Origin of the sequence: Streptomyces sp. NPDC051104 (genome assembly GCF_040682835.1) — a bacterium.
Lineage (GTDB): Bacteria > Actinomycetota > Actinomycetes > Streptomycetales > Streptomycetaceae > Streptomyces > Streptomyces cynarae.
Genome location: NZ_JBFBBS010000008.1, coordinates 65241 through 90305 on the forward strand (window position 1 = coordinate 65241; position 25065 = coordinate 90305).

25 protein-coding genes, 1 tRNA gene and 3 pseudogenes are annotated in these 25065 nt (G+C 71.6%); 14 read left to right on the top strand and 15 right to left on the bottom strand.

Annotation, left to right across the window (positions count from 1 at the left end; translation table 11 throughout):
* Positions 1–36 precede the first annotated feature (36 nt).
* A complete protein-coding gene (locus AB0N14_RS14530; protein WP_366025990.1) occupies positions 37–1059 on the bottom strand; it encodes a Gfo/Idh/MocA family oxidoreductase in 1023 nt (340 codons plus the stop codon).
* A 283-nt stretch (positions 1060–1342) separates the two neighbouring features.
* Between AB0N14_RS14530 and AB0N14_RS14535 the strand changes: the two are divergent.
* The 4 genes and pseudogenes from AB0N14_RS14535 to AB0N14_RS14550 all read left to right on the top strand — a co-directional run.
* Positions 1343–2178, top strand: a pseudogene (locus tag AB0N14_RS14535) (MFS transporter); the annotation flags it as partial.
* 30 nt (positions 2179–2208) lie between these two features.
* Positions 2209–3228: a Gfo/Idh/MocA family oxidoreductase gene (locus tag AB0N14_RS14540; RefSeq protein ID WP_366025991.1), complete on the top strand. Its 1020-nt coding sequence runs from the start codon at positions 2209–2211 to the stop codon at positions 3226–3228.
* Positions 3225–4091 carry a sugar phosphate isomerase/epimerase gene (locus tag AB0N14_RS14545; protein ID WP_366025992.1) on the top strand — a complete coding sequence of 289 codons (867 nt, stop codon included), beginning with the start codon at positions 3225–3227 and terminating at the stop codon, positions 4089–4091. Before AB0N14_RS14540 ends, AB0N14_RS14545 begins: the two co-directional genes overlap by 4 nt.
* Positions 4092–4250: 159 nt before the next feature.
* Positions 4251–4361 (top strand): annotated as a pseudogene (locus AB0N14_RS14550) (PucR family transcriptional regulator); the annotation flags it as partial.
* On the opposite strand, the gene AB0N14_RS14555 reads toward AB0N14_RS14550, so the two are convergent.
* From AB0N14_RS14555 to AB0N14_RS14565, 3 genes are all read right to left on the bottom strand, one after another.
* Positions 4318–5001, bottom strand: a complete 684-nt coding sequence (locus tag AB0N14_RS14555; protein WP_366025993.1) for an OsmC family protein — start codon at positions 4999–5001, stop codon at positions 4318–4320. The pseudogene AB0N14_RS14550 and the gene AB0N14_RS14555 sit on opposite strands and share 44 nt — an antisense overlap.
* Positions 5002–5201: 200 nt before the next feature.
* Positions 5202–6038 (bottom strand): universal stress protein, encoded by an 837-nt coding sequence (locus AB0N14_RS14560; protein WP_366025994.1) that lies wholly within the window; start codon positions 6036–6038, stop codon positions 5202–5204.
* A 131-nt stretch (positions 6039–6169) separates the two neighbouring features.
* A complete protein-coding gene (locus AB0N14_RS14565) occupies positions 6170–7270 on the bottom strand; it encodes a hypothetical protein (RefSeq protein WP_366025995.1) in 1101 nt (366 codons plus the stop codon).
* A 264-nt stretch (positions 7271–7534) separates the two neighbouring features.
* Between AB0N14_RS14565 and AB0N14_RS14570 the strand changes: the two genes are divergently transcribed.
* The 3 genes from AB0N14_RS14570 (at position 7535) to AB0N14_RS14580 (ending at position 9723) form a co-directional block, all read left to right on the top strand.
* Positions 7535–8425 carry an LLM class F420-dependent oxidoreductase gene (locus tag AB0N14_RS14570; protein ID WP_366025996.1) on the top strand — a complete coding sequence of 297 codons (891 nt, stop codon included), beginning with the start codon at positions 7535–7537 and terminating at the stop codon, positions 8423–8425.
* Positions 8426–8580: 155 nt separating this feature from the next.
* Complete coding sequence (locus tag AB0N14_RS14575) at positions 8581–9147, top strand: cysteine hydrolase family protein (RefSeq protein WP_366025997.1); 567 nt, start codon at positions 8581–8583, stop codon at positions 9145–9147.
* Between the two features lie 108 nt (positions 9148–9255).
* The gene (locus AB0N14_RS14580; RefSeq protein WP_366025998.1) at positions 9256–9723 is read left to right on the top strand and encodes a hypothetical protein; all 468 of its coding nucleotides are present in this window, start codon (positions 9256–9258) and stop codon (positions 9721–9723) included.
* Between the two features lie 16 nt (positions 9724–9739).
* On the opposite strand, the gene AB0N14_RS14585 is transcribed toward AB0N14_RS14580, so the two are convergent.
* A complete protein-coding gene (locus AB0N14_RS14585; protein ID WP_366025999.1) occupies positions 9740–10573 on the bottom strand; it encodes a hypothetical protein in 834 nt (277 codons plus the stop codon).
* A gap of 248 nt (positions 10574–10821) precedes the next feature.
* Between AB0N14_RS14585 and AB0N14_RS14590 the strand changes: the two genes are divergently transcribed.
* Positions 10822–10995 (top strand): CsbD family protein, encoded by a 174-nt coding sequence (locus AB0N14_RS14590; RefSeq protein ID WP_366026000.1) that lies wholly within the window; start codon positions 10822–10824, stop codon positions 10993–10995.
* 66 nt (positions 10996–11061) lie between these two features.
* On the opposite strand, the gene AB0N14_RS14595 is transcribed toward AB0N14_RS14590, so the two are convergent.
* The 3 genes from AB0N14_RS14595 to AB0N14_RS14605 form a co-directional block, all read right to left on the bottom strand.
* On the bottom strand, positions 11062–11514 hold the full coding sequence (locus AB0N14_RS14595) for a DUF6098 family protein (RefSeq protein WP_366026002.1): 453 nt from the start codon (positions 11512–11514) through the stop codon (positions 11062–11064).
* 160 nt (positions 11515–11674) lie between these two features.
* Complete coding sequence (locus AB0N14_RS14600) at positions 11675–12664, bottom strand: aldo/keto reductase (RefSeq protein ID WP_366026003.1); 990 nt, start codon at positions 12662–12664, stop codon at positions 11675–11677.
* Positions 12665–12992: 328 nt separating this feature from the next.
* Positions 12993–13805: an SAM-dependent methyltransferase gene (locus tag AB0N14_RS14605; RefSeq protein WP_366026004.1), complete on the bottom strand. Its 813-nt coding sequence runs from the start codon at positions 13803–13805 to the stop codon at positions 12993–12995.
* Positions 13806–13850: 45 nt separating this feature from the next.
* Between AB0N14_RS14605 and AB0N14_RS14610 the strand changes: the two genes are divergently transcribed.
* The 3 genes from AB0N14_RS14610 to AB0N14_RS14620 all read left to right on the top strand — a co-directional run bounded on the left by AB0N14_RS14610 (position 13851) and on the right by AB0N14_RS14620 (position 18488).
* On the top strand, positions 13851–15293 hold the full coding sequence (locus AB0N14_RS14610) for a SpoIIE family protein phosphatase (protein WP_366026005.1): 1443 nt from the start codon (positions 13851–13853) through the stop codon (positions 15291–15293).
* Positions 15294–15395: 102 nt separating this feature from the next.
* A complete protein-coding gene (locus AB0N14_RS14615; protein WP_366026006.1) occupies positions 15396–16439 on the top strand; it encodes a LysR family transcriptional regulator in 1044 nt (347 codons plus the stop codon).
* Positions 16440–16517: 78 nt separating this feature from the next.
* Complete coding sequence (locus AB0N14_RS14620) at positions 16518–18488, top strand: collagenase (RefSeq protein WP_366026007.1); 1971 nt, start codon at positions 16518–16520, stop codon at positions 18486–18488.
* An 87-nt stretch (positions 18489–18575) separates the two neighbouring features.
* On the opposite strand, the gene AB0N14_RS14625 is transcribed toward AB0N14_RS14620, so the two are convergent.
* The 5 genes and pseudogenes from AB0N14_RS14625 to AB0N14_RS14645 form a co-directional block, all read right to left on the bottom strand.
* Positions 18576–19364, bottom strand: a complete 789-nt coding sequence (locus AB0N14_RS14625; protein WP_366026171.1) for a DUF429 domain-containing protein — start codon at positions 19362–19364, stop codon at positions 18576–18578.
* Between the two features lie 43 nt (positions 19365–19407).
* Complete coding sequence (locus tag AB0N14_RS14630) at positions 19408–19785, bottom strand: DUF3566 domain-containing protein (protein ID WP_366026008.1); 378 nt, start codon at positions 19783–19785, stop codon at positions 19408–19410.
* Positions 19786–19814: 29 nt separating this feature from the next.
* Positions 19815–20357, bottom strand: coding sequence for a hypothetical protein (locus AB0N14_RS14635; RefSeq protein ID WP_366026009.1), 543 nt, complete (start codon positions 20355–20357; stop codon positions 19815–19817).
* 361 nt (positions 20358–20718) lie between these two features.
* A pseudogene (araD, locus tag AB0N14_RS14640) lies at positions 20719–20895 on the bottom strand (L-ribulose-5-phosphate 4-epimerase); the annotation flags it as partial.
* Between the two features lie 138 nt (positions 20896–21033).
* Positions 21034–21107: transfer RNA gene (locus AB0N14_RS14645), tRNA-Pro, on the bottom strand.
* 99 nt (positions 21108–21206) lie between these two features.
* Between AB0N14_RS14645 and AB0N14_RS14650 the strand changes: the two genes are divergently transcribed.
* Together AB0N14_RS14650 and cobF are read left to right on the top strand one after the other, a co-directional pair.
* On the top strand, positions 21207–21731 hold the full coding sequence (locus AB0N14_RS14650) for a DUF309 domain-containing protein (protein ID WP_366026010.1): 525 nt from the start codon (positions 21207–21209) through the stop codon (positions 21729–21731).
* Between the two features lie 47 nt (positions 21732–21778).
* Positions 21779–22549: a precorrin-6A synthase (deacetylating) gene (gene cobF / locus AB0N14_RS14655; protein WP_366026011.1), complete on the top strand. Its 771-nt coding sequence runs from the start codon at positions 21779–21781 to the stop codon at positions 22547–22549.
* 61 nt (positions 22550–22610) lie between these two features.
* Here the strand turns inward: cobF and AB0N14_RS14660 are convergent, their stop codons facing one another.
* On the bottom strand, positions 22611–23357 hold the full coding sequence (locus AB0N14_RS14660; RefSeq protein ID WP_366026012.1) for a cobalt-precorrin-6A reductase: 747 nt from the start codon (positions 23355–23357) through the stop codon (positions 22611–22613).
* Between the two features lie 103 nt (positions 23358–23460).
* On the opposite strand from AB0N14_RS14660, the gene AB0N14_RS14665 reads away from it, so the two are divergent.
* Positions 23461–24240 (top strand): HAD-IIA family hydrolase, encoded by a 780-nt coding sequence (locus AB0N14_RS14665; protein ID WP_366026172.1) that lies wholly within the window; start codon positions 23461–23463, stop codon positions 24238–24240.
* A 1-nt stretch (position 24241) separates the two neighbouring features.
* Here the strand turns inward: AB0N14_RS14665 and AB0N14_RS14670 are convergent, their stop codons facing one another.
* A complete protein-coding gene (locus AB0N14_RS14670; protein WP_366026013.1) occupies positions 24242–25015 on the bottom strand; it encodes a sulfite exporter TauE/SafE family protein in 774 nt (257 codons plus the stop codon).
* Positions 25016–25065 lie beyond the last annotated feature (50 nt).

Genomic DNA, 25065 nt, shown 5'->3' on the forward strand with positions numbered 1-25065 from the left:
CGCTCGGCCCTTGGCGCGGGTGCGTCCCTCGCGCGCTCAAGCCCCCGCGACTACGGGCTCGTTGACCTCTCCGGGGTAGCGGACGCCGATGTGGTCCCGTATCGCGTCGAGCGTCCGCATCACGGCGAGCGTGCCGTCCAGAGGGACGAGGGGAGACTCGGTCTCACCGGCGCGGAGGGCGCGCATGACCTCGACGGCCTCGTGACGGAAGCTGTTGACGGGGCCGTTCGCCGGGTCGGCCGGGAACTCCTCGGGCTCGCGGCCGTCGCGATGCAGTACAAAGCGGTCGGGATGGAAGAAGGTGTGCGGAATGTCGATGCGGCCGCGCGAACCGGTGACCGTGGCGGTTCTGGGAGACTCACCGATGATGGAGCAGTGCACCAGAGCCTGAGCACCGCTCTCCCAGGAGAGCAGCGCTCCCGTCTGCAGATCGGCGCCCTCCTGCGAGAGCACCGCTCGCGCTGCCACGTCCGAGGGCTCACCGAGCAGCAACTGCGCGAACGAAACCGGGTAAACGCCCAGGTCGAGCAGCGCGCCCCCGCCCTGCCCCGGGTCCCGCAGCCGGTGGGAGGGCGGGAAGTCCCCAGCGATGCCGAAGTCCGCCTGCACCGAGCGCACTTCACCGATCGCGCCCTCGCGCACCAGGTCGGCCACGCGCCGGACCAGCGGGTTGCAGTACATCCACATGGCTTCCATGAGGAAGACCCCGCGCTGCCTCGCCAACTCCACCAGTTCCTCGGCCTCACGCACGTTCAGCGTGAACGGCTTCTCGCAGAGCACGCTCCGGCCCGCCTCCAGGCACAGCCCGGCAGCGGCCCGATGGGCCGAGTGCGGAGTGGCGACGTACACGACATCGATGTCGTCGTCCGCAGCGAGGGCGCCCCAGTCGCCGTACGCCCGCGGTATCCCGAACCGTCCCGCGAAGCTCTCGGCCGACTCCGTGCTCCGCGACGCCACCGCCACGACCTCCGCCTCCGGCAGGTCCATCAGGTCCGCCGTGAACGCGGCCGCGATCCCTCCCGTCGCGAGAATTCCCCACCGCACGGGTTCGCCGACCATGCCCCACCTCTTGTTCCGTGACCGACACACGTCATTCGAACCGAAAGCATAAGTGGCGACTGAGCGGAGGCGGGCGCCCAGGCCCCAGCACGCCGGCCGACGACGCCGCGTCCATATCGGCTCGACTGCGCCCCGCGCGACACCCCGCGGGCATTCCGTGCTGTGCGACGCCGTTGACATCCCCTGCCGGCCGCCTCATAGTACCTGTCACTAGAGCGCGCTAGTGCAGCGCTCCAGTGACAACAAGGCGGTCTCACCCCCGGCCGCCGGACACAGCGCTTCCGCCGTCGCGCTCTGGTTCGGCATGCTGGTCATGCCGGAGAGCCCCCGCTGGCTGGCCTCCAGGACCCGCTTCAACGACGCCTTGGAAGTCCTCAAGCAGGTGCGCTCCCGGCAGCGGGCCGAGGCCGAACTCGCCGAGGTCTCCGCGCTCGCCGTGAAGGAGGAGCAGGAGAAGCTGGGCGGCCGGCAGGACATGAGGTCCACGCCGTGGGTGCGCAAGCTGATGTTCGTCGGCTTCGGCATCGCGATCGTGCAGCAGATCACCGGCGTCAACACGATCATGTACTACGGCACCCAGATCCTCACCGACGCGGGCTTCGCCGCCGACAGCGCCCTGACGGCGAACATCGCCAACGGCGTGATCTCGGTCCTCGCCACCTTCGTCGGCATCTGGCTGCTCGGCCGCGTCAACCGCCGTCCGATGCTGATGACCGGTCAGGTCGGCACGACCGCCCACTGTTGCTGATCTGCGTCTTCTCCCTGGTGCTGCCCCCCGGCGACGGCCGCGCCTACGCCGTCCTCGCCATGACCGTCACGTTCCTCGCCTTCCAGCAGGGCGCCATCTCGCCGGTGACCTGGCTGATGCTGTCGGAGATCTTCCCGATGCGGATGCGCGGGTTCGGCATGGGCGTGGCAGCGGTGGTGCTGTGGCTGACCAACTTCGTGATCGGCCTGGTCTTCCCGTCCCTGGTCTCCGGGATCGGGATCTCCAACACCTTCTTCCTGTTCGTGGTGGCGGGCGTCTTCTCCCTCACCTTCGTCAAGCTCTACGTCCCCGAGACCAAGGGCCGCACCCTCGAAACCCTCGAGGCCGAACTCCGCACGCGCTTCTCCTGACCTCCCCGCCCTCTTGTGAAGGAATGGACCATGACCGTACGCGTAGGCGTCATCGGCGCCGGAATGATCGGCCAGGACCACATACGGCGCCTGACCGAGGTCGTCACCGGGGCCGCCGTGACCGCCGTGACCGACATCGACGCCGCCCGTGCCGCGGAGGTCGCCGCCCGCGTCGGCGCGACCGCCCTGCCCACCGGCACCGATCTGATCGGCTCCCCCGACGTGGACGCCGTCCTCGTCACCTCCTGGGGCCCCACCCATGCCGAGCACGTCCTGAACGCGATCGCGGCCGGAAAGCCGGTGTTCTGCGAGAAGCCGCTCGCCACCACCGCCGAGGACTGCCTGCGCATCGTCGACGCCGAACGCGCCCACGGCCGCCGTCTCGTCCAGGTCGGGTTCATGCGCCGCTCCGACGCCGGCGCCCGCCAGATGAAGGAGGTCATCGCCTCCGGCTCCCTCGGCGCCCCGCTGATCGTGCACTGCGCCCACCGCAACCCGACCGTGCCGGACTCCTACACCTCGGCCATGGCCGCGCAGGACACGGCCGTGCACGAGATCGACGTGCTGCGCTGGCTGCTGGACGACGAGATCGTCTCCGCCCAGGTGATCACCCCGCGCGCCACGAGCAAGCGGTTCGACCACCTCGAGGACCCGCAGATCATGTACTTCGAGACGGCGAACGGGATCCGCATCGACCTGGAGGTCTTCGTCAACTGCCAGTACGGCTACGACATCCAGTGCGAGACCGTCGGCGAGGAAGGCCTGGTCCGGCTGCCCGACCCCGCCGCCGTCGGCGTCCGCACCGCCGGACGGCACGGCACGGCCGTCCTGCAGGACTGGAAGGGCCGCTTCGCCGAGGCCTTCGACACCGAGTTCCGCGAGTGGGTCGACGCCGTCGCGGCCGGCACCGAGCCCACCGGCCCGTCCGCCTGGGACGGCTATGCCGCCACCGTCATCACCGACGCCGCCGTCCGGTCCCTGGAGGCGGGCGGCCAGGTCGTCACCGTCGACATGAAGCCCCGCCCGGCCTGCTACGGAGGCACCGCATGAAAATCGCCCTCGACCCGTACATGTTCCGCGCCCTGCCGATGGACGACATGGTGCGCACCGTCGCCGAACTCGGCTACGAGTACATCGAGTTGTCGCCGCGCGACGACTTCATGCCCTTCTTCCTGCACCCGCGCGCGGACGACGAGCGCGTCGCACAGCTGAAGAACTCCCTGCGTACGCACGGCGTCCAGCTGTCCTCCGTGCTGCCGCTGTACAAGTGGTCCTCCCCCGACGAGACCGAGCGGCTGGCCGCGGTCCGCTACTGGAAGCGGATGATCGAGATCACCGCGGACCTCGGATGTCCGCTGATGAACTCGGAGTTCAACGGCCGCCCGGAGCGCGCCGCCGAGAGCGAGGCGGCGTTCTGGCGCTCGATGGAGGAACTCCTCCCGGTCTTCGAACGCGAGGGCATCGCCCTCAACCTGGAGGCGCATCCGGACGACTTCTGCGAGGAGAGCACCCCTGCGGTCGACCTCGTCCGCGCGATCAACAAGCCCTGGGTGAACTACCTGTACTGCGCCCCGCACTCCTTCCACCTCTCGGGGACCGACCCGAAGGCGGACATCGCGGCGATGCTGCGCTACGCCGGCGACAAGCTCCAGCACGTGCACATCGCCGACTCCTTCAACCACAAGGGGTCGTCGGGCCTGCGCTACATCCTCAACCCGCCCGGCACCCCGGCCCGCATCCACCAGCACCTCGACATCGGTCAGGGCGAGGTCGACTGGGACGCCTTCTTCGGCACCCTGCGCGAGCTGAACTTCGACGGCGTCGCCACGGCCTGTGTCTTCGCCTGGGAGGAACGCGCCCGCGAGTCCTCCGCCTTCATGCTGGACCGCATCCGCAAGGAACTCACCGTGTGAGCCTCGCGACCGGCGGCCGTGCCTGCCCGGGTGCGGCCTCCGGGAGCCGAGTCCCGGTGCGGCACACCTGCCGGTGTCCGGCACCGGGACCTTCCTGGTACTCCCTGCGCACATCGTGCGTGGCCACCGGCCCAATGGACATTGCCGGTTCCCGGCAATGTCCATCCCGAGCTCACCGACGCCGAGCCGGTCGACCCCGCCCACCGCTACATGCTCCGGACGGCGGTCATCGGCGCCCGTCTGCCGGACCGGCCGGCGAAGCCCCTCTGATCCCGTCGTCGGTGAGGGCGATGACGATCTCCGGCGGTGCGACCAGAGTGTTCCTGACCGTGCAGCGGGACGCCGCCGCCCGCAGGGCGTCCCGTCGTCCGGCGGGGAGCGCGGGCGCGCGCACCCGCAGGCGGAGCGAGCTCACGCGCGGCGCCCGGCCGGACGCCGTACGGAAGTCCGTCTCGATCCGCAGCCCCTCACGGCTGAGGTCGTGGCGCTCGAGGAACCGGCCGGCGCAGTGCGCAACGCACGCGGTCAGCGACGCCACGAGGAGCTCCACGGGAGTGGGGGCCGTGTCGGTACCGCCGTCCGGCACCGGCTGGTCCACGGCCAATATGTGACCGCGCAGCCGTACCTCGTAGGCGTCCGCGGCGATCGGCACGGCGTCCGCGTGGCCCGGCGGCCCCGGGACCCGCGGGGCGAAGGAGGCGGCCTGATGGAGCAGCAGCCCGGCGACACGCCGGGCCTCCTCGGGCGTCAGCGAGGCCAGGGTCTCGCCCCGGTCGCGGGGTTCACAGGTGATGCCGAGGACGACGCGCGCCATGTTCGGGGGCATTCCTTCGGGCGTGAACCCGGAGACGGTGACCGTGCGACCGCGCCGGGTGCGTACGCCGTCCGCGAGCCGTTGCCTTGCGTTCACGATGTCACCGTCCAGACTCGGCGCGCGGCGCCGGCGGGCGCTCACGCGCCGTGCTCCACCTCGATGTGCCGGGCCTCCGGCTTCCGTGTCTCCTCGGGGTGCGGTCGCTTGTGCCGACACCTCCAGTGCACCGCGTCCGCTCCCCCGCCGCTGAGGCCGAACAGCCCATGCCGGGGACCCGAACGTCCCTGCTCCACCCTTCAGTGCGACTCCGGTACGACGGCCACCGGGCACTCGGCGTGGTGAAGCAGCGTGTGGGCCACCCGGCCCAGGTGGAGTGCCCGGCGGTCGTGGCCGCGCCGGACGCCGATGATCACGAGGTCCTCGGCGGCCGAGCGGTGCAGGAGAACCCTGCGTGCGGTTCCCTCGACCGTGGACCGGTGCACCCGGACGTCCGGATGGTCGGCCACGGCGTCCTGGAGCAGGGCGTCGATCAGGGTGGCCGCCCGCTCCTCGCAGCACAGCGCCGGGTCCCCGACCAGCAGGGGGTGTTCGATGGGCCGGTGCGCGGGGCGGTGCCAGACACGGACGACGTCGAGAACACAGTGCCGCACCTCTGCCTCGCGGAGGGCGAACCGCACCGCGGCGCCGCTCGTGCCGGGCTCCCCGGCGCCGAGCAGGATCCGCTCGTGCGTGCCCTCCAGGCCGGCCCGGTCTCCGCGCACCACGATCACCGGCCCGCGGGCACGGCCCGCGACGGTGAGGCTGACCGAGCCGAGGAGCAGCCCCGTCAGCCGGCCGCGGCCACGGCTGCCCGTCACCACGGCGGAGGCGTGGTGCACCGCGCGCAGCAACGCGTCCACCGGGTCCTCGGGCAGGATGTCGGCGGTGACCCTCACCTCCGGGTTGCGGCGCCGGGCACGTTCCGTGGCGGTGGCGACGACGTCCGGGGGCACGTCGTCCTCGTCACGCTCACCCCCGAAGGCGTACAGCAGCCGCAGGGGCAGCCCGTGCCGGGCCGCCTCGTCGGTCGCCCAGTCCACCGCCACCAGGCTGCAGTCCGATCCGTCGACGCCCACGACCAGAGGCGGCTGCATGCTTCCCACCGCCTTTCGTCCGGCTCCGAACCGCTCCGCGACCGGCTCCGGAGCGGCTCACCTTCACCGTCACACCGGTCGCGGAGCAGGGAGAGGGGCACTTCGGCCCCTCGTGGGGGACCTTCGGCCCCCTACCGTGCCGGGGCGGCCTTGCGGAGGGTCGCGATGCAGCTGCTGATCGCCGTCTGAAGCTCTTCCAGGCGCTGGAGCATGTCGTCCTCGTACAGGTCGTCGAGGTCGTCGGCGTCATCCAGGGTGAGCTCCTCGAAGACCTTCGTCGCTCGCTGGAGGCTGCTGTAGAATTTCGTCCGCCGCTCCTGGCGGCGCAGTTCGGGATCGGACTCGACGGTCCGGGCGAGGAGTTCCTTCACCGTGTCGTACGCCTCCGCCGCCCACTGTCCGGCCTCTTCGCCCTCGTCGAGTTCGTCGAGGAGGGACAGATGGCGCTCGGCCTCCGCGCGGAGGTCGGCGGGCGCGTCGATCATCTGCCCGGCCGGGGTCCTGACCTGGCCGTTCTCGGCGATCTGCCGGACGTAGCCGATGCGGTCCGCCACCCGGCTCTCGCCGGCCGCCGCCTTCTTCAGCTCGTCGGTGCGGACGACGTCACGGGCCAGTTCGGTCTGCAGGGCCGGGTCCTCCTTCAGCCGGTCCAGCAGCGCGGCCCGCGCGGTCCGGGCGGTGGCGGGGTCGGCGAGGATCGCGGCACGCAGCGCGGTGGGGTTCTCGGCGACCTCCAGCGCCTTGGTGGGGCGGATGCCCTCGGCCTCGGCCGCCGCCGCGATGGCGGTACCGCGCTCGGAGGACGCGCTGGAGCGGGGGCTGTAGTAGGAGAGCCATGCGTCGGAGTCCGGCAGGTCGATCTCCTGGCCCGGGACGAGGATCTCGAAGTGCGGGACGAGCCCGTCGTCGGCGGCCTTGTCCCAGGCCTTGTAGTAGCGCATGACCCGCTCCGCGGAGCATCCCGCCAGCTCGGCGAACCGCTGGGCGGAGATCTTCGGGGTCTCCCCCGCCGGCTGTCCGCCGGGCCGTACGCTGCGAGCCACCTTCAGCGCGAACGCCCAGCCTCCGGTCCGCGCGTACACCCCGAACTCGCGGGCGTCACGCGCCACCGCCTCGGCGAGCTCGGGTTCCGCGGCGGCCGGGACGGCTCCCGGCTCGACCCAGAACTCTTCGCCTGCTGCGTCTGCCGCCGCTGGCGCGTCTGCTGCGGACGGGACGATCGGTACGGTCACGGGGAACTCTCCCGGGCACTCGCGGACTGTGGGAACCGAAGCGAGCAGCCTATAGGAGCGTTGCCGCCCGGGTTTCGCGGCGCAGGGGCGACGTGAAGGCGCCACCTCTGGCCGGGTCGGCCGGTCCGTCCGATCGGTCCGTCCGGGCGCCGATCCGTGAGCGACACGGCGTGGAATACGCGGCGTCGGGCGGCCGTTGGGCTCTGCTGTGATCAAGTGGTGCGTGGGCAGCGCACCGTACCGGGTACGGAGGGATCGGGGCCGATGGGCGACGTCACCAGCACGGACAGCGTGGGCTCGCTGAAGGAAAGCGTCGGGCGGTACGGCATCTGGAGTGCCGGACTGCGTTCGGAGGATCCGGCCAGGCGCGGCGAACTCGCCGACGCCGCCGCCGAACTGCAGGAACTCGGCTTCGGTGCGGTCTGGTTGGGCAGCAGCAGCGCGGTGCGCCACGCGGTACCGCTGATCGAGGCGACCTCGCGGCTCGTCGTGGCGACCGGCATCCAGAGCATCTGGCAGTACGAGGCCGGCGACACGGCGGCGAGCGTCGCGGAGCTGGAGCGGACCCACCCGGGGCGCTTCCTGCTCGGCCTCGGCGTGAGCCATGCGAAACTCGCGGACCAGTACCGCCGCCCCTACTCGGCCATGGTCGGCTATCTGGACGAGCTCGACGCCGCCGGGGTACCGGCGGGGCGCCGTGTGCTGGCCGCGCTCGGGCCGAAGATGCTGGAGCTGTCCCGCGACCGCGCCGCGGGCTCGCACCCGTACCTGGTGACCACCGACCATACGGCCGAGGCCCGCGCGATCCTCGGTGACGGCCCACTGCTGGCACCCGAGACGAAGGTGGTCCTGGAGACGGACCCGGACCGCGCCCGCGCGACGGCCCGCGGCGGCCTCGCCGTCTACCTCGGGCTGCCCAACTACACCAAGGCGCTCGCCCGGTTCGGCTTCACCGAGGACGACTTCGCGGGCGGCGGCAGCGACCGGCTGGTCGACGCGCTGTTCGCCTGGGGCGACGACGACCGGATCCGGGAACGGATCGAGGCCCATCTGGCGGCGGGCGCGGACCACGTGGCCCTCCAGGTGGTCGACGACCAGCCACGCGACTCCCTCCCCCGGGAAGCCTGGCGCCGCCTGACCGCACTGCTGAGCTGACGGACGCGCGATCCGGGGTCCGTTGATGCTCAGGACGTCAGTCAGTGCCCGGGTCACGGCCACCGGAACCTGAGTATCAGCATCAATGTCAGTGCCCCGTCCTACTGTGGTCGTCGCACAGGTTCACTGACCGAAGACGAGACAACGGAGTCCCCATGACGACCCTGCCCGACCGGCCGAACACCGCGCTGCTCGTCATCGACGTCCAGAAGGGGGTGATGGCGGGCACGCCCCGCCGCGACAGCGTGATCGCGAACATCGGCACGCTGGTCGACAGGGCCCGCGAGGAGGATGTGCCCGTGGTCTGGGTGCAGCACTCCGACGACCAGCTCAAGCGGGGCAGCGAGAGCTGGGAGTACGTGCCGGAGCTGGTGCGCCGCGATGACGAGCCCCTGGTGCACAAGCTCTACGGCGACTCGTTCGAGGACACCGAGCTGGGATCGGTGCTCGCCGAACGCGGAGTGGGCCGGCTCGTCGTCACCGGTGCCCAGACCGACGCATGCATACGCTCCACCCTCCACGGCGCCTTCGTCCGCGGCTACGACGTGACGCTGGTCGGTGACGCGCACACGACGGAGGACCTGACGGAGTACGGCGCGCCGTCCCCGGAGCAGGTGATCGCGCACACCAACCTGTACTGGAACTGGCACAGCGCCCCCGGGCGCCGCGGCGGAACGGTCGGCACGGCGGAGGTGACGTTCGCACCGGCCGACGGGGGATGAATCTGCCCGACGCGGGATGAACCTTCCGTACTGGGTACAAGTGGTGCGACCCCCTGGCGCGGTCGTAGCGTGGCACGGGAGTCCGGAGACAGACGGGCGGGAGCGGACATGCGCAATCACACACTCACCAAGGCGGTCCTGCTCGGTGCCGCCGCATCACTGGCAGCGGTCATGGGGACGGCTTCCGCCGCCCCGGCCACGGTGCCGTCGGCCGCACACACCGTGCAACGGCAGTCCGGGCGCCCCGTCGTCGTCGACTGTTTCTGGCAACCGGAGGTACAGCCCGGCGCCTTCATGATCGCCTGTGGTGACGGCAACAGCCTCCTGTCCTCGGTCCACTGGTCGCAGTGGGGGTCGAGCTCGGCCGTGGCCGAGGCCGTCAACATGGTCAACGACTGCAAGCCGTACTGCGCGGCGGGCAGGTTCCACTCGTATCCGGTCACCGTGCGGCTCGACCACCCGCAGCCCTGGAAGAAGCGCCCGCAGCTGCAGCACTACACCCGGATGACCCTCACCTACACCGACGGCAGGCCGGACGGGTTCGGACGCGTGGTGACGTATCCCCTCTGGGACTGATCCCGCTTCTCCCCATTCACGCGGGGCCGCGCACCCCGACGCCGGTGACCCCGACCGGGTTGCCGGACGGGATCACTCCCGAGGCCACCACCGTCCGGGCCAGCGGGGCGAGCAGTTCGGCCAGTCGCGTGGTGGCATCGTGACCGAGCGCCCGCCACGGCCCCTCCGCGGCGGCGTCGGTCGCCTCCTCGATCGCGTCGCGCTCGGCCGCTCCCGCATCGGTCAGACGCCCGCCGCCGTCGATCCACCCGCGCTCCCGCAACAGCGCCTCGGTGCCCTGCCAGGTGACGGCGTCCCATTTCCGGCCCTCCCGCAGCAACGCGCCGTCCGACTCGCCCGCGGCGGCCTTGAGCACCATCGCCTCGACCGGGCCGATGCCCCGGCTCACCAACACGGCGACATGCCCGTCACCGCGGTGTTCGCGGAGCGTGGTCGCCGCCTGCCAGAGCCGTACGTGCGGCTGGGCAGGGCGTTCCAGCGCCTGGTTGGCCGCGCCGAGCACCCGTCCGGCGGTGTCGGCCGCCTGGGCCGCGTCCCAGGCGAGATCCGCCGCCTCCGCCATCAGCTCGCCGTGCACGGCCTCGTCCCCGTACAGCCGCCGCATGGCGCGGTCCACCGCCCGCTCCCTGGCCGCGAGCAGGTCCGACGGTGTCGCGTACCGCCACGCGTCGGGCAGCGCCCGCGCCACCCGGTCCGGGTGGAAGACATAGAAGCTGCTGGTCACGACCGCCGCGGGAACAGGACCGAGCGGCGCGGCGCGCAGACCGAAGTAGCCCATCCAGAAACCGCGCATCCCGGCCTCGTCGGCGGCCTGGCGCGCCTCCGGGGCGAAGTACACAAGGTCGTGCACCGGCTCCGAAAGCTCCCACATCAGCCGTGAAGAAACGTCCCTCACCCTGCCCCCTCGACTCGTCGTCCCCGCACCCGGTCGGCTGGTTATGACAGCGGCCATAGCCCCATCATGACAGCCGTCATAGGGGGAGCGGCAGGAGATGCGCCGGCACGGTGCCGATCGGCCCGGCCATGTTTGGGTGCCGCACCACCGATCACTCGACGTAGTGAGTGACCCCCAGTCGAAATGCGACGTGGAGGAAAACGGTGGCTGGAGAACAGAAGGCCAAGGCGAAGTTCGAACAGGCCAAGGGCAAGATCAAGGAGACGTTCGGCCGCGCGCTCGGCAATGAGTCCGTGACGGCCGAAGGTCGAGGCAAGAAGTCGAAGGGCGACATGCGCCAGATGAAGGAGAAGGCGAAGGACATCTTCAAGCGCTGACCCGGCCGCGCCCATGGGCGGGCCCCCGGTCCGGTGGACCGGGGGCCCCACCGCGTGTCCGGCCGCTCAGCGTCCGTCGTCGCGGCGCAGCGGCCCCCAGGAGCCGGACTGGCGGTCGACCTCGGTCTGGGCCTCCCTGATGACCTTCTCGTCGACCCAGCCGACCGGCTCGACGTCCCGTACCAGCGGCTCGTTGTCGGGCCCGCGCCCCTCGACCCGGCCCCGCAGAACCCAGGGACGCACACCCGCCCCCTTCTCACGGGGCAGGTGCGAGTAGTCGTGCAGCCGCCGGGCCACCCACAGCTCGACGGGCCGGTCCCCCCACCAGGGCTCGACCCGGAGGGGGTTGGCCGACAGCCCCGGCATCGGGACGCCGGTGAGGTCGTCCCTGCTCTTCGCGTTCCCCAGATCGGCGGAGGGTCCGCGCGACCAGCGGACATAGAGGTCGCAGTCGCGGTCCACCAGGGCCCCCAGTTCGCCGAGGGTCCGCACAACGGGAAGGTCGTCCGTGGCGTTCATACGGTCGCTCCTCCTCACGGTCGCCCATGCCCTGGTGGCTCGTGCACCACCGGTTCCCCACCACGACGGCACGGATGCGCTCCGGCACCGTGGTCACCACCGGGTACCCGTGTGCCGAGGGGCAATCCCTGGGGTATGAGGGAGATCCACGGCCGCCGTTCTAGAGGTCGACGGCCGCCATCCCCGCCTCGTCGTAGCGGTCGCCCGCCGGCGGCGGGAGTTCGGCGTCGATCCGGGCGAGGTCGTCCTTCGTCAGCTCGACGTCGACCGCGGCGGCGTTCTGTTCGAGGTAGGTGCGGCGCTTGGTGCCCGGGATCGGGACCAGGTCCTCGCCCTGCGCGAGCACCCAGGCGAGAGCTAGCTGCGCCGGCGTCACGCCCTTCTCGGTGGCGATCTCCTTCACCTTCTCGGTCAGCCTGAGGTTCGCCTTCAGGTTCTCCCCGGTGAAGCGGGGGCCGTTGCGCCGGAAGTCGCCCTCGTCGAGTTCGTCCGGCGAGGTGAACCGGCCCGCGAGGAAGCCGCGCCCCAGGGGCGAGTAGGGGACGAACCCGATCCCCAGCTCACGGCAGGTGGGCAGCACCGCGGCCTCCGGGTCGCGCGACCACAGCGAGTACTCGGTCTGCACCGCGGTGATCGGGTGGACGGCGTTCGCGCGGCGCAGCGTCTCCGCCCCCGCCTCGCTGAGGCCGATGTGGCGTACCTTGCCCTCCGCGACCAGCTCCGCCATCGCCCCGACGGTCTCCTCGATCGGTACGTTCGGGTCGACGCGGTGCTGGTAGTACAGGTCGATGTAGTCAGTCCCGAGCCGCTTGAGCGAGCCATGGACGGAGCTGCGTACATGCTCGGCCGAGCCGTCCTGCCGCCCGATGGTGCTGATGTCCCCGGGGACGGCGTCGTCCATCCGGTAGTTGAACTTGGTCGCGATCACGTACTCGTCGCGGTGTCCCTTGATCGCACGGCCGATCAGCGTCTCGTTGGTGAGCGGGCCGTAGAGCTGTGCGGTGTCCAGGAACGTGACGCCCAGCTCGAGGGCGCGCCGGATGGTCCTGATGCCCTCGTCCTCGTCGGCGGTGCCGTAGAAGGCGGACATCCCCATGCAGCCGAGACCGATGGCGGAAACCTCCAGGTCCCGAAGCCTGCGCTGCTTCATGTGCGTCTCAGCCCTTCCTTGCGATGCTGTCCTTCGCTCCGCGGGTGCGTGCGAAGCGCGAGGCTCACCGTGCCCGCGGCCTCGCGGCCTTCCCGGGCTCCTCAACTCCATGGAGCAGCGAATCCGCCGCAGCGGCATCCCGGAGGTCCGCATGCGGCACCGTCCGGCAGGTGGCAGGGTCCGGCGTGCGCCGAGGTCCGGCACGCGACCATGCTGCGGGCGGCCGCCCGGCGCCCGCCGCCCACGGCCTGTTCCCGGTGAGCCATGCCGTGCACGCTAGATCTTCGCGTGCACTCGAAGTCAAGGCGGCGGCCGGAGCGGGGCTTCCTCAGCGGACCTTGCGGCCCACGCCCGCGTACACCCAGTATTCCCGCGGGTTGTCCGGCACCGGGTCCTCCGGGTCCGGTCGCCACAGCGGTACGTGGACCAGGCCGGGCTCCACCAGGTCGAAGCCGTCGAAGAGGGCGAGGATCTCGTCGCGGGAGCGTGCGGTGACCGGCGACGTCGCCCGGGACCGGTACAGCTTGCCCACGGCGGCGGCCGTGTCCGGCCGGTCCTGGTCCGTGGCATGGCTCATCGCCAGCCAGCCGCCCTCGGGGACGGCGTCCCGGAAGGCGGCCACGAGGCCGGCCGGGTCCTCCTCGGGCGTGATGAAGTGCAGGATCGTGATCATCAGTACGGCGACCGGCTGCTCGAAGTCGATCAGTTTCCGCACCTGTGGCGAGGACAGGATGTCCTGCGGCCTTCGGATGTCGGCGTCGACGATGTCCGCGTGCGGGTTGTCGGCGAGCAGGGAAGCGCTGTGGGCCACGGCCACCGGGTCGTTGTCCACGTAGATCACTCGCGCTCCAGGGCTGGCCTCCTGCGCCACCTCGTGGACGTTGCCCTGGGTGGGAATGCCCGAACCGAGGTCGATGAACTGCCGCACCCCGGCCCCGATCAGGAAGCGCACGGCCCGCCGGAGAAAGGCACGGTTGGCCCGCGCCAGGGTGCGGACCTGGGGGTCGATGGCGGTGAACGCCGCCAGCGCCTCCCGGTCGATCGCGAAGTTGTGCTGCCCGCCCAGCATGGCGTCGTACATCCGGGCGACGCTCGCCTTGTCGGGATCGACGCCCTGCGGGAGACCCTCGTGACTCGGCACCCCAACTCCCCCCGTCTCCAGTGATCTTGATATCCCATCATATAGTTGCCAGCGACCACGCGGCGAGGCGATCCCCTGCCGCCGGCCGCACCGGCCACCACCCGGAAAGGCACGACCCTGCGGAACGAAGCGCGCAGCCACTTCGACGAAGCACCGGCGGCCGCGAGCTCGCCCCGTCGGCTTCCGTTCTCCCCGGCGGCCGACGTCATCGGCTCCGAGCTCGACCTGCACCTGACCGGCAGTCATATCGTGCACGCGCTGACGCCCGGGTTCTGCGACGCGGCATCGGTGTACCTGCTGCAGCGCTGGCTCGTCGAGGAGAACGCCTACGCCGTGGCGGACCCCCCGCAGATCGAGGCCCGCCGGCTCGCGCTGCGCGTGGGAACGGACGCGGCGGAGGACTGGGAGGGCATACTGCCGGTCGGCGAGGTGATCGTCTTCCCACGGGAGACGCCCTACGCACGCGCCCTGGCCACCCGGCGCACGCAACTGCTCGACGCGGTCGACGCCCACACCACCGAACGCCTCACCGCCTCCGGCGGCGACGCGGCCCGGATCAACCGGCTCCTGCAGACGGTTTCCTTCCTCGTGGTGCCGTTGCATCTGCGCGGCACCGCCGTCGGTTTCATCGTCGGCAGTCGTGGCCCGCACCGGGCCCGCTTCCGCCTCGACGAGGCCGCGGCCGTCGAGTCGCTGGCCGCGCGGGCCTGCGTGGCCCTGGACAACGCACGGCGGTACGAGCGTGAGCGCCGCACCGCTCTGGCCATCCGGCGAAGCCTGCTCCCCGCCACCGCGCAGGAGTTTGACGGCTGCCGCATCGCCCACGGCTATCTTCCCGCCGGACACGACAACATCATCGGGGGGGACTGGTTCGACGTCTTGTCCCGGCCGGGCGGCCGTATCGGCCTGGTCGTCGGGGACGCCATGGGCCACGGCCCGGAGTCGGCGGTCGCCATGATCCAGCTGCGTACCGCGGTGCGCACTCTGGCGGGCCTCGACATCGCCCCGGCGGAGCTGATGCGCCGGCTCGACGCGCTCGCCTGCGACACCCCCGGTGCCTCCTTCGCCACCTGCATGTACGCCGAGTGGGACGCGCAACGGCGTACCTGCACGTTCGTCGGCGCCGGTCACCCTCCGCCGCTGATCCGGGGCCCGGACGGACGGGCCGCACCGGTCTCGCTCACCAGCGCCGGTCTGCCGCTCGGCCTCGGCACGGGCACCTACGAGCCGACCGTGCTGCACGTTCCCGAACCCTCGCTGCTGCTGCTCTACAGCGACGGCCTGGTGGAGTCCCGCCACACCGACATCGACCAGGGCATCGACGCCCTCGCCGGCCTCCTGGACTCGTACGCCGCCGGGTCCGCGGACTCCACCGGCCCGGGCGCCCTGCAAGCGCTGGGCCGGCGGCTGCTGCACGACACACCGGCCACGGACGGCACGGACGACCGGACCGTCCTCCTCGCCGAACTGACGCCCGTGCGGAACTGAACGACCTGGGCTCATCACCGTCTTGTGGGCGGGACGGAGCGATGGAACGCTTCCCCTCCGCCGGTACCGTCCGGGGGCGGTGACGCGGAGGGGAGAGGGCCGATGGAGTTGGAGCTTCGGCACCTGCGCGTGCTGTACGCGATCGCCGACGCGGGGAGCGTGGGCCGGGCCGCGGCGGACCTGGGGTACTCGCAACCGGCCATGGGCACCCAACTCCAGCGCATCGAGCGCCACTTCGGTGAGCAATTGTTCGAGCGTGGTGCATCGGGCGTGCGGCTCACCAGGTACGGCGTGGAGGTCGTGGCCCGGGCGCGGGATGTCCTCGCCCGTGTCAAGGCGATCGGGCGCCGTCCGTGCGGGAGCACTGCGAGAACACGTCGGGCCCTGCGCGTGGCCGCGACCAACTCCCCGATTCTGCCGGGCATGGTGGTCCGGGTCCGGCGCCGGCTGCCGGACGTGTCGCTCACGGTGAGCAGCGTGTACGCGTCCTCCCGGATCGTCGAGCTCCTTCAGGAGGGCGTGGTGGAGGCGGCGATCGCCGCGGACTACCCGGGCAGGGAGTTGCGCCATTCGGCCGCGGTGGCACATCGGGGGATCGTCACCGAGCCGACGTTCGTGGCTCTGCCGGCGCGCCACCGGCTCAGACACCACCCTCAGGTCGCGCTCGCCGACCTGGCGGAGGAGGCATGGTTCGTGACACCCGACGACGGAGCGGGCTGGCCGGGAGTGTTCTACGCGGCCTGCGAGGCGGCCGGTTTCTCTCCTGCGGTGGTGCACGAATTCCTCGGCGACCAGACGCAGTTGCAGCACATGATCGCCGACGGCCTCGGGGTGTCCCTGGTGCAGGCGACACTCCGGCCGACGCCGGGCGTGCTGGTCAAACCACTGACGGGCACACCGCTCTGGTGCCGCTACGTGCTGGCCTGGAGGCGCGACAGGGTTCCCGAGGAACTGGCCGAGACGCTCCACGTGTCCGCCACCACGGCCTACCAGGACCTCGTCGCTCGCTCTCCGCACCTGAGGACGTGGGCCTCACGGACGTGGCGTGTGACCGTGACGTGGCTCCGGCGAGCATCCGGCCGGATGCCAGGCCAGGTGTTATGCCCCGCCATGCAATGTGCTATGTCACACCACACCCCATTGTGAGGCCCAACGGCCATTGAGAAGGTGCCTCTCACGCCTCATCACCGTTTCCGAGGCGCATCTATCCGTGAAGGAGCCCAGATGCGCTACCGCTTCGCCCTGCCCAGACGCGTGGTCGGCCCCCTCGCCGTCTGTGCCGCCGTCGGCCTCCTGACGACACCGGCGCTCGCCGCCCCACCCCCGGCACGCACCGATACCGTCACCGCATCCCGGACCACGACACCTCCCGTGCCTCCGACCGGCCCGGACTTCGGCGCCTCGGACCGGGCCGTGCAGGGCCGACGGGTCGCTCCGGACCGGCTTCCGCCCCTCCGGGCGGAGTCGCCCGCGCATCAACCGTCCACCGCCACCGGCTCGAAGGCCGCGTCCGGAGCGAGGCCCTGCGCCCCCTCCGACTTCGGCGGCCGGAGCGGGTCCGCACTCGTGGCCTTCGTCGCCACCTCGACCGTGGAATGCGTCAACAGCCTGTTCGCCGTCACCGGTACCGACGCACATGCGATCTTCCGTGAGCCGCAGATGGTCACCGTCGCCCACGCCTTCACGCACGCGGCGCGGCGATACGGCGGCGACAACTCGGCCGGCATATGGCAACTCGTCCTGTTCCTGCGTGCCGGCTACTACGTGCAGTTCAACAACCCGTCCGACGTCGGTCCCTACGGCACGGCCCTGACCACGGCCACGACCCGGGGCCTGGACGCCTTCTTCGCCCGCCCGCATGCGCGGGACGTCACCTCCGCGAACGGCGACGTCCTGGGCGACGTCATCGTCCTCACCGACAGCGCCGACCTTCAGAGCCGTTACCTGAACGTCTACCGCAGGGTGCTGAACGGATACAACAGCTCCTACGACGCCGTCGTCGGCATGGTGGCAGCCGTCAACGACGTCTACACGCCCCTCTGGCGCGGAAACTGGAACACCGCCTACATCGACGCGGTCACGGCCGACCCACGCATCCTCGACACGCTCCACGCGTTCGCGCTCGGCCACCGGAACCTGCTGCGGACCGACCGTGCCTACCTGGATTCCAACGCGGGCATGATCCTGGCCCGCCACATCGAGCATCCCGGCCTCCGGGCCACGGTCCGGCCGCTGGTCAAGGGCCTTTTGAAGGAATCGCGGATCACCGGGCCCACAGCCGGGCTGTGGGTCGCGGTCGCGACCCAGCTGGACTCCTACGACGAGGACCACTGCTCGTACTACGGCGTCTGCGACCTCGCCGGCAGACTGGCGAAGGCGGCTCTGCCCGTCACCCACACCTGCGACGCGACCCACACCATCCGGGCGCAGGCGCTGACCGCCGCCGACCTCGACGCCACGTGCGCGAGCCTGACCGGCCAGGACCCGTACTTCCACACCCTCGTCAAGGACGAGGGACCGATACCCGGCCAGTACGAATCGACCGTCCAGCTCGTCGTGTCCGCCGACCGCGCCGACTACCGGACCTACGCCGGGGCGATCTTCGGCGTCAGCACGGACAACGGCGGCATCACCCTGGTGGGGGATCCGGCCGACCCCCGCAACCAGCCCCTGTCGATCATGTACCAGAAGGGGTACGACGACGGCTTCACGGCCCGGATCTGGAACCTCAACCACGAGTACACGCACTACCTGGACGCCCGCGACGACATGCAGGGCGACTTCTCCCGGCAGACGGCGGTGCCGGACGTCTGGTGGATCGAAGGCCTGGCCGAATACGTCTCCTACAGCTACCGCGGCATGACCGACGACCAGGCGGTCGCCGAGGCGGGCAGGCACACCTACACACTGAGCACGCTGTTCCAGAACACCTACGCCAACAGCGACGTGACCCGCACCTACCCGTGGGGCTACCTCGCGGTCCGCTACATGCTCGAAAAGCACCCGGAGGACATCCAGCGGATGCTCGCCCGCTTCCGGGTGGGCGACTACCCGGGCGGCCACGCCGTGTACGACGGCGTCGGCGCCCGTTACGACGCCGACTTCGACACTTGGCTCACCGCGTGCGCCGCGGGCGTCTGCGCCGGCCCGGGCACGGCCGGCCTCCGGCACGGCGACACGCCTCCGCGGCGGTAGTCCGCCCGACAGGCCGGCCGGCCGCGCGGCAGCCGGTCGGCCTCCTCGATGTGATCGGGCGGAAGGCCGCACGGCGACACCGCCGGTTCAGCGGTGGAGTGCCGCGAGGTCCGTCCCCGGCAGGTGGATCCAGCCCTCCCGTGCCGCTGCGGTGCGCTCGTCCGCGGTACGCGGCCCCACGGTGTCCCCGACCAGGACGGCGCGGGCGACCAGGGCGCAGACCAGGGCGTCGAGGTGGTCGTGGCTGTCGGCGCACCGCTCCCGGACGGCCCCGGGCAGGGGCGCCCCCAACCCGGCCTCGACCGAGCCGATGATGTGCTCGCGGACGGCCCGCGCCTCGGGCGCCGCTCTCTTGTAACTGCCGGCGGGGCGGATCCCCCAGCGCCGCAGCGCGGCAGCCGGGTAGACCTCGGCGACCGGTCCGGAGCCGTCCCGGGGCACCTCCACCCCCGTCGCCGCGAAGGCGTCCAGCAGCCGCGCCGCCCGCAGCGCCACGACACCCAGCAGATCGGTGGACACCGACAGCGGGGGCCGCATGGCGGTCGCCTTCCAGGTGATGTCGTCCGTCAGCCGGAACCGCAGCGGGTCAAGGCCCGGCCTTCCGTCCGCGTGTTCCCCGTACCCGGCGGGAGGCGGCAGCCGTTCACCCCGGTGATGCGCCTCGACCGTCGCCACGAAGCTCGACGGCCAGCCGAGAGGACAGTCCAGGCCGGTCTTGTCGGCCGACCGGATCACGGCCAGCAGGCCGTCGTCCCCCTCGGGCTCGAGGAACTCCGCCGTCACCCCTGGCCCGTCGCCCCACGTCATCCGGCACACGGCGGTGCGCCGGGCGCTCGCGGCGAGATCGACACCGACCGTCACCGCCTGTCGTCGCATCACGCCCGGAATGCTCCCGCAGCACGCCGGCCGGGTCCACCCGCTACTCGTCCTCGGTCACCGTCAGCTCGACGCCGCCCACGAGGCCGGCCGACATGTTGTAGATGAAGGCGGCCAGGGTCGCCAGTGCCGTGGTCAGGGCGACCTCGAGCACCGCGACGCCGGCGGTGAGGGCGAGCGCCCAGCCCAGCGACCGCCAGGCCACCGCTCCGACCACGGTCAGCAGCACCCACAGCAGGGCGACGGTCACGATCGAGCAGACCCCCAGAGTGAGCGATATCAGGAAGCTGGTCGTCATGACCGACCAGGGATCGGCCCCGGACAGCCGCAGTCGTGCGCGAGGCCTGCGCGGAACGGGACGGCCCCCGTCCCGCCGCCCGCCGGAGCCTGGGCCGTCCGTAGCGCCGGGGGTCGCGCTCATGGAGTCCTCCTCACGCCTCACGAAGCCGTTCAGACGGCCGCCGACACGCCCCGCTCGGCCGTCGTGGCGATGTGGTGCCGCGTGATCCGGCCGACCTCGTGCCAGAAGGGTTTGGCGGTCAGGTACGTGCCGAGCGCGGACAGAAAGCCGATGGAGGCGTCGACGCTGATCCGGCCCTGCTTGGCCCAGTAGACGTCTTGGAGGTCCAGCAGCAGGGCGAACTCGTCGAGGATCAGTGCGGTCCCGCACCCGTAGGCGGCCGCGACGGCGGGATGCCCGATGGCCCGCTCGTCACCGCGTACGGCGATCAGGCCCACGCCGGCGAGGGTGGCGATGCCGAAGTTGTAGTGGTGCAGGTGCTCGCCGGCCGCGGAGATGTTCCCCCAGGGCAGCCATCCGCCCCGGATGCCGTGCGTGATGATCCGCACCGTGCCGAAGGTCACTCCGAAGGAGATCCATGTCACCAGCAACGACCGCTGGAGCGGCGTGAGATGCCGCTCCGCCGCCTGACGCCACCGCCGCACGAGCAGCGAGCCCTGCGGACGACTGTGCCGCTCGGTGAGAGATCCCATGACCGACCGACCTCCCACGCCGAACGGGCACCCGCTGTGCGATGCCGACGCTATGTGCGGGAATGTCCTCCTGCATCCCGAACTGCCGCTGCGAGCAGCCCTTCCACGCCGGCGACAGTGCGGGAAGACCTTGCGGACGGGGCCGATACGGCGAGGTGGGGGCGGGCGGCGCCACAGACGCTGTTCGGGTGACGACCCACGGACCGGCAGCGGTACCCGTCCGGTGGCGGTGGCGGTATGGGGGTGCGTTCAGTGCGACCTGTGAGGACCTCCAAGAACAGACGAGTCGGGTTGTACGCCGGGTACAGCCCGACCAGGCCGCGGCGACGTGCGCCGGCCATCCGGAGGCCGTTGTCATGTCCGGATTGCCATAGTCGGCGTCGGTACCGTGCTTGCGGCGATCGAGCAGGTGGCTGGGCGAAGGGGCGTTGGGGGCGAGGCTGAGGGTGTGGAGGGCGATGTCGGCGACCGCCTCGCAGATGATCGCGTGTTCAAGGGACTTGCGGGCGGTGGCGCCCCAGGCGAAGGGACCGTTGTGGGGACGAGGGCGACCCGCCGCAGCCCGTACTGCGCCAGTCGGGCGGTGATGGCCGAGGCATCGAGAGTGGTTCCCAGAATGATCAAGGGGTCGTTTCAGATGCGCTCTGAAACGACCCCTGATCTGCGACTTTCCAAGTCGGGACGACAGGATTTGAACCTGCGACCCCTTGACCCCCAGTCAAGTGCGCTACCAAGCTGCGCCACGTCCCGGTGCGTCTCCCGCGGTGCCCCGCGTGATGACGCGGACAGAACTTTACCCCACGACGGGCCCCGCCCCGAAAGGGGCCGGCGAGGCGGGACAATCGGGGAATGAGCGACGCATCGGGAGTTCGGGCGGGCCGCGGACGCGACCGGGACGCGGAGGGGCGGGCCCGCAACGCGCGGCCGCGGGACGGTCTGGGACGGCCGCTGCCGTACGGGGCGGAGGGCGTGGCACGCCAGCCGGAGGGCGTCGTGCGCACCCCGGAGGAGACCGTCGCCGAGGCGCAGGCGCTGCTGGACGCCGGAAGGCCGTTCCATGCGCACGAGGTCTTCGAGGACGCCTGGAAGTCGGGGCCCGAGGAGGAACGGGCCCTGTGGCGCGGGCTCGCGCAGCTGGCGGTCGGTCTAACGCACGCGGCCCGGGGCAATGTCACCGGGGGCGCCCGGCTGCTGCGGCGCGGCGCCGGGGCCGTCGAGGCGTGGGCGTCGGGGACGGGACGGGACCGGCCGTACGGGCTGGAGGTGGCCGACGTGGTGGGTTGGGCCCGGGAGTTGGCGGCGGCGGTGGAGCGGGACGCGGCGACCGTCGACGCACGGGAGTCGGCTCCCCGGTTGCGTGGGGCGCGGCCGTAGGGGGGCGGGGCGCCGGGACTGTCGGTGGCGTACGGCAGACTCGGGGCGTGCGAAAGATTCATGTCATCGGCATCGGGGCGGGCGACCCCGACCAGCTGACCCTGCAGGCGGTGAAGGCGCTGAAGAGCACGGATGTGTTCTTCCTCCTCGACAAGGGCGAGGTGAAGTCCGACCTGGTGCAGCTGCGCCGTGACATCCTCGACGCACACCTGCCCCAGGGGTCGTACCGCCTGGTCGAGGCGCGCGATCCCGAGCGGGACCGGGCCGCGGGCGGCGTCGCCTACTCCCCCGCGGTCGGCGACTGGCGCTCGGCGCGCGCCGGGATCTACGAGCGGCTCATCGCCGAGGAGCTGGGCGAGGACGAGAGCGGCGCGTTCCTGGTGTGGGGCGACCCCGCGCTGTACGACAGCACCCTCGGGATCCTCCAGGAGGTCCTCGAGCGGGGCACGGTGACGTTCTCGTACGAGGTCGTGCCGGGCGTCAGCAGCGTCTCGGCCCTGGTCGCGAAGCACCGCACGGGACTGAACCGGGTTGCCGGGCCGGTGCAGATCACCACCGGCCGCCGCCTCGCGGAGGGCTTCCCGGAGGGGGTCGACGACGTGGTGGTGATGCTGGACGCGCACCAGGCGTTCCGGAAGTACGCGGACCAGGACATCGACATCTACTGGGGCGCGTACATCGGTACGCCGGACGAGATACTCGTCTCCGGCCCCCTCGCTCAGACGGCCGAGCGCATCGAGCGGCTGCGCGCCGAGGCGCGGGAGCGCAAGGGCTGGATCATGGACACGTATCTACTGCGCAGGCGTCCCCGGGAGTAGCGGGGGCGGGGGGGCTGCGGACCGCGCGGGCACCCGGGTGCCGACCGTGCCCACGCCCTCGTCAGGGCCCCCTGAGCCCCAGCCGGGCCAGCACGTCCGCCACGTCCGGCACCACCGTCACGCCCTGCGGCAGCGGAGGGCGGCGTACGACGACGACGGGCAGGCCGAGTTCCCGGGCGGCCGTCAGCTTCGCGGCGGTCGCCTCTCCCCCGCTGTCCTTGGTCACGAGCACGTCGATGCGGTGCTCGCGCAGGACTACCGTCTCGTCCTCGACCGTGAACGGTCCGCGCGCCAGCAGTACCCGCGTGTCCGGTGGCATGGGCGGCTCGGGCGGGTCCACCGACCGCAGGAGGAAGTGCAGGCCGGTCAGGTGCGCGAAGGCGGCGAGGCCCCCTCGGCCGGTGGTGAGGAAGACGCGCCGGCCGAGCCGCGGCAGACGGTCCGCCGCGTCGGTGAGCGAGGCCGCCTCGTGCCAGCGGTCGCCGGGGCCGGCGTTCCAGCCGGGTCTGCGGAGCACCACGGCGGGGACGCCGGTGGCGGCGGCGGCGCGTGCGGTGTTGGCCGTGATGCCCGCGGCGAACGGGTGCGTGGCGTCGACCACGGCGTCCACGCGGTACTCACGCAGCCAGGCGGCCAGCCCCTCCGCGCCGCCGAAGCCCCCGACGCGTACCTCGCCGTCGACGGCCCCCGGCCGGGACACCCGTCCGGCCAGGGACGTGGTCACGCGGACGCCGGGGCGGGACGCCAGCGCCGCGGCGAGTTCGCGTGCCTCGGTGGTGCCGCCGAGGATCAGGACGTGCGAGGACATGACGACGAGGGTACGGCTGCCTCGGATCACGTTGTGCAGGAACCTTCCCGCATGCCGTACGGCCTTCCAGCACCGTGCTCGTTATCGTCCTGGCATGCCCGACATCGACGCAGTGCGTGCCGTCCTCATCGACATCGACGGCGTCCTCACCGTCTCGTGGCAGCCGCTGCCGGGCACGGTCGACGCGCTGCGGGAGATCCGTGAGTCCGGATACGCGGTCGCCCTCATCACCAACACGACGTCCCGCACCCGTGCCTCGATCGCCGAGACCCTGTCCGAGGCCGGCTTCCCCGTGGCCGCCGAGGACATCCTCACCGCGCCCGCCGTGACCGCCGCGTACCTCGCCGAGCACTGCCCGGGTGCGCGGTGCTCGCTGCTCACCAGCGGTGACATCCGGGAGGACCTGACGGACGTCTTTCTCGTCGACGACGAGGACGCCGTCCCGGACGTGGTGATCCTCGGTGGCGCCGGTCCCGAGTTCGACTACGCGGCGCTCAACCGGGCCTTCGGCCACCTTCAGCAGGGCGCGCGGCTGGTCGCCATGCACCGCAACCTGTACTGGCGCACCGACCGGGGGCTGCGGCTGGACTCGGGCGCGTTCCTGCTCGGCCTGGAGCAGGCCGCGCACACGGAGGCCGAGGTCACCGGCAAGCCGTCGCCCGCCTTCTTCGAGGCCGCGCTGACCCGCCTCGGGGTGGATGCCGGCCAGGCGCTCATGGTGGGCGACGACATCGAGTCCGATGTGCTCGCGGCCCAGCGCGCCGGGCTCACCGGAGTCCTCGTGAAGACCGGCAAGTACCAGCCGCAGACCCACCGGGACGCCGGCGGCGAGCCCCACCACGTCCTCGACTCCTTCGCGGACCTGCCCGCGCTGCTCCGATAGCTCAGCGCAGCAGGAGCTGGAGGGCGCCCACCACGGTCGCCGCGATCACCAGTTGCTCGAACAGGCGCTGGTTGATCCGGTTCACCGCCCACCTGCCGATGACGGCCCCAGGCAGCACGAACACCGCGAGCGCCGCGTCCAGCAGCAGGGAGCGGCCGTCGATCAGGCCGAGGCCGGCGCTGAAGGGCACCTTGGAGACGTTGACGATCAGGAAGAAGAAGGCCGAGGTGCCGAGGAAGCCCAGTTTGCGGAAGCCCGCGGAGAGCAGGTACATCGACATCACGGGGCCGCCCGCGTTCGCGACCATCGTGGTGAAGCCGCCGAGGACGCCGTAGGTGCGGGCCTTCATGCGGCCGGCGCGCGTGGTCACCGCGTCGGGTTCGTCGTCCCGGTCGGCATGCCGGCGGCGCCACACCGTGACCGCCGCCATCAGCAGCAGGATCGCGCCGATCGAGGTCCGTACGACCGCGTCGTCGGCCCACACCAGGAACAGCGTCCCCACGACGACGCCCGCGGCGACCGCCGGGAACAGGCGCCACAGGGTGGGCCAGTGGGCGTGGCGGCGGTAGGTGAGGACGGCGAGGACGTCGCCGACGATCAGGATCGGCAGCAGGACGCCGGTCGAGGCCCGGGCGGGCAGGACGGTGGCGAAGATGGCGAGGCTGACCGTGTTGGCGCCGCTCACGGCGGTCTTGGAGAAGCCGACGAGGAGCGCGGCAGCGGCCAGCGCGGCGAACCCCCACGGCGATATGTCCCAGAGCGTCATCGTGTTCATGCGGGGACCGATGCTATGCCCACGCATCTGGCCACGTCAGGGGCGTCTCG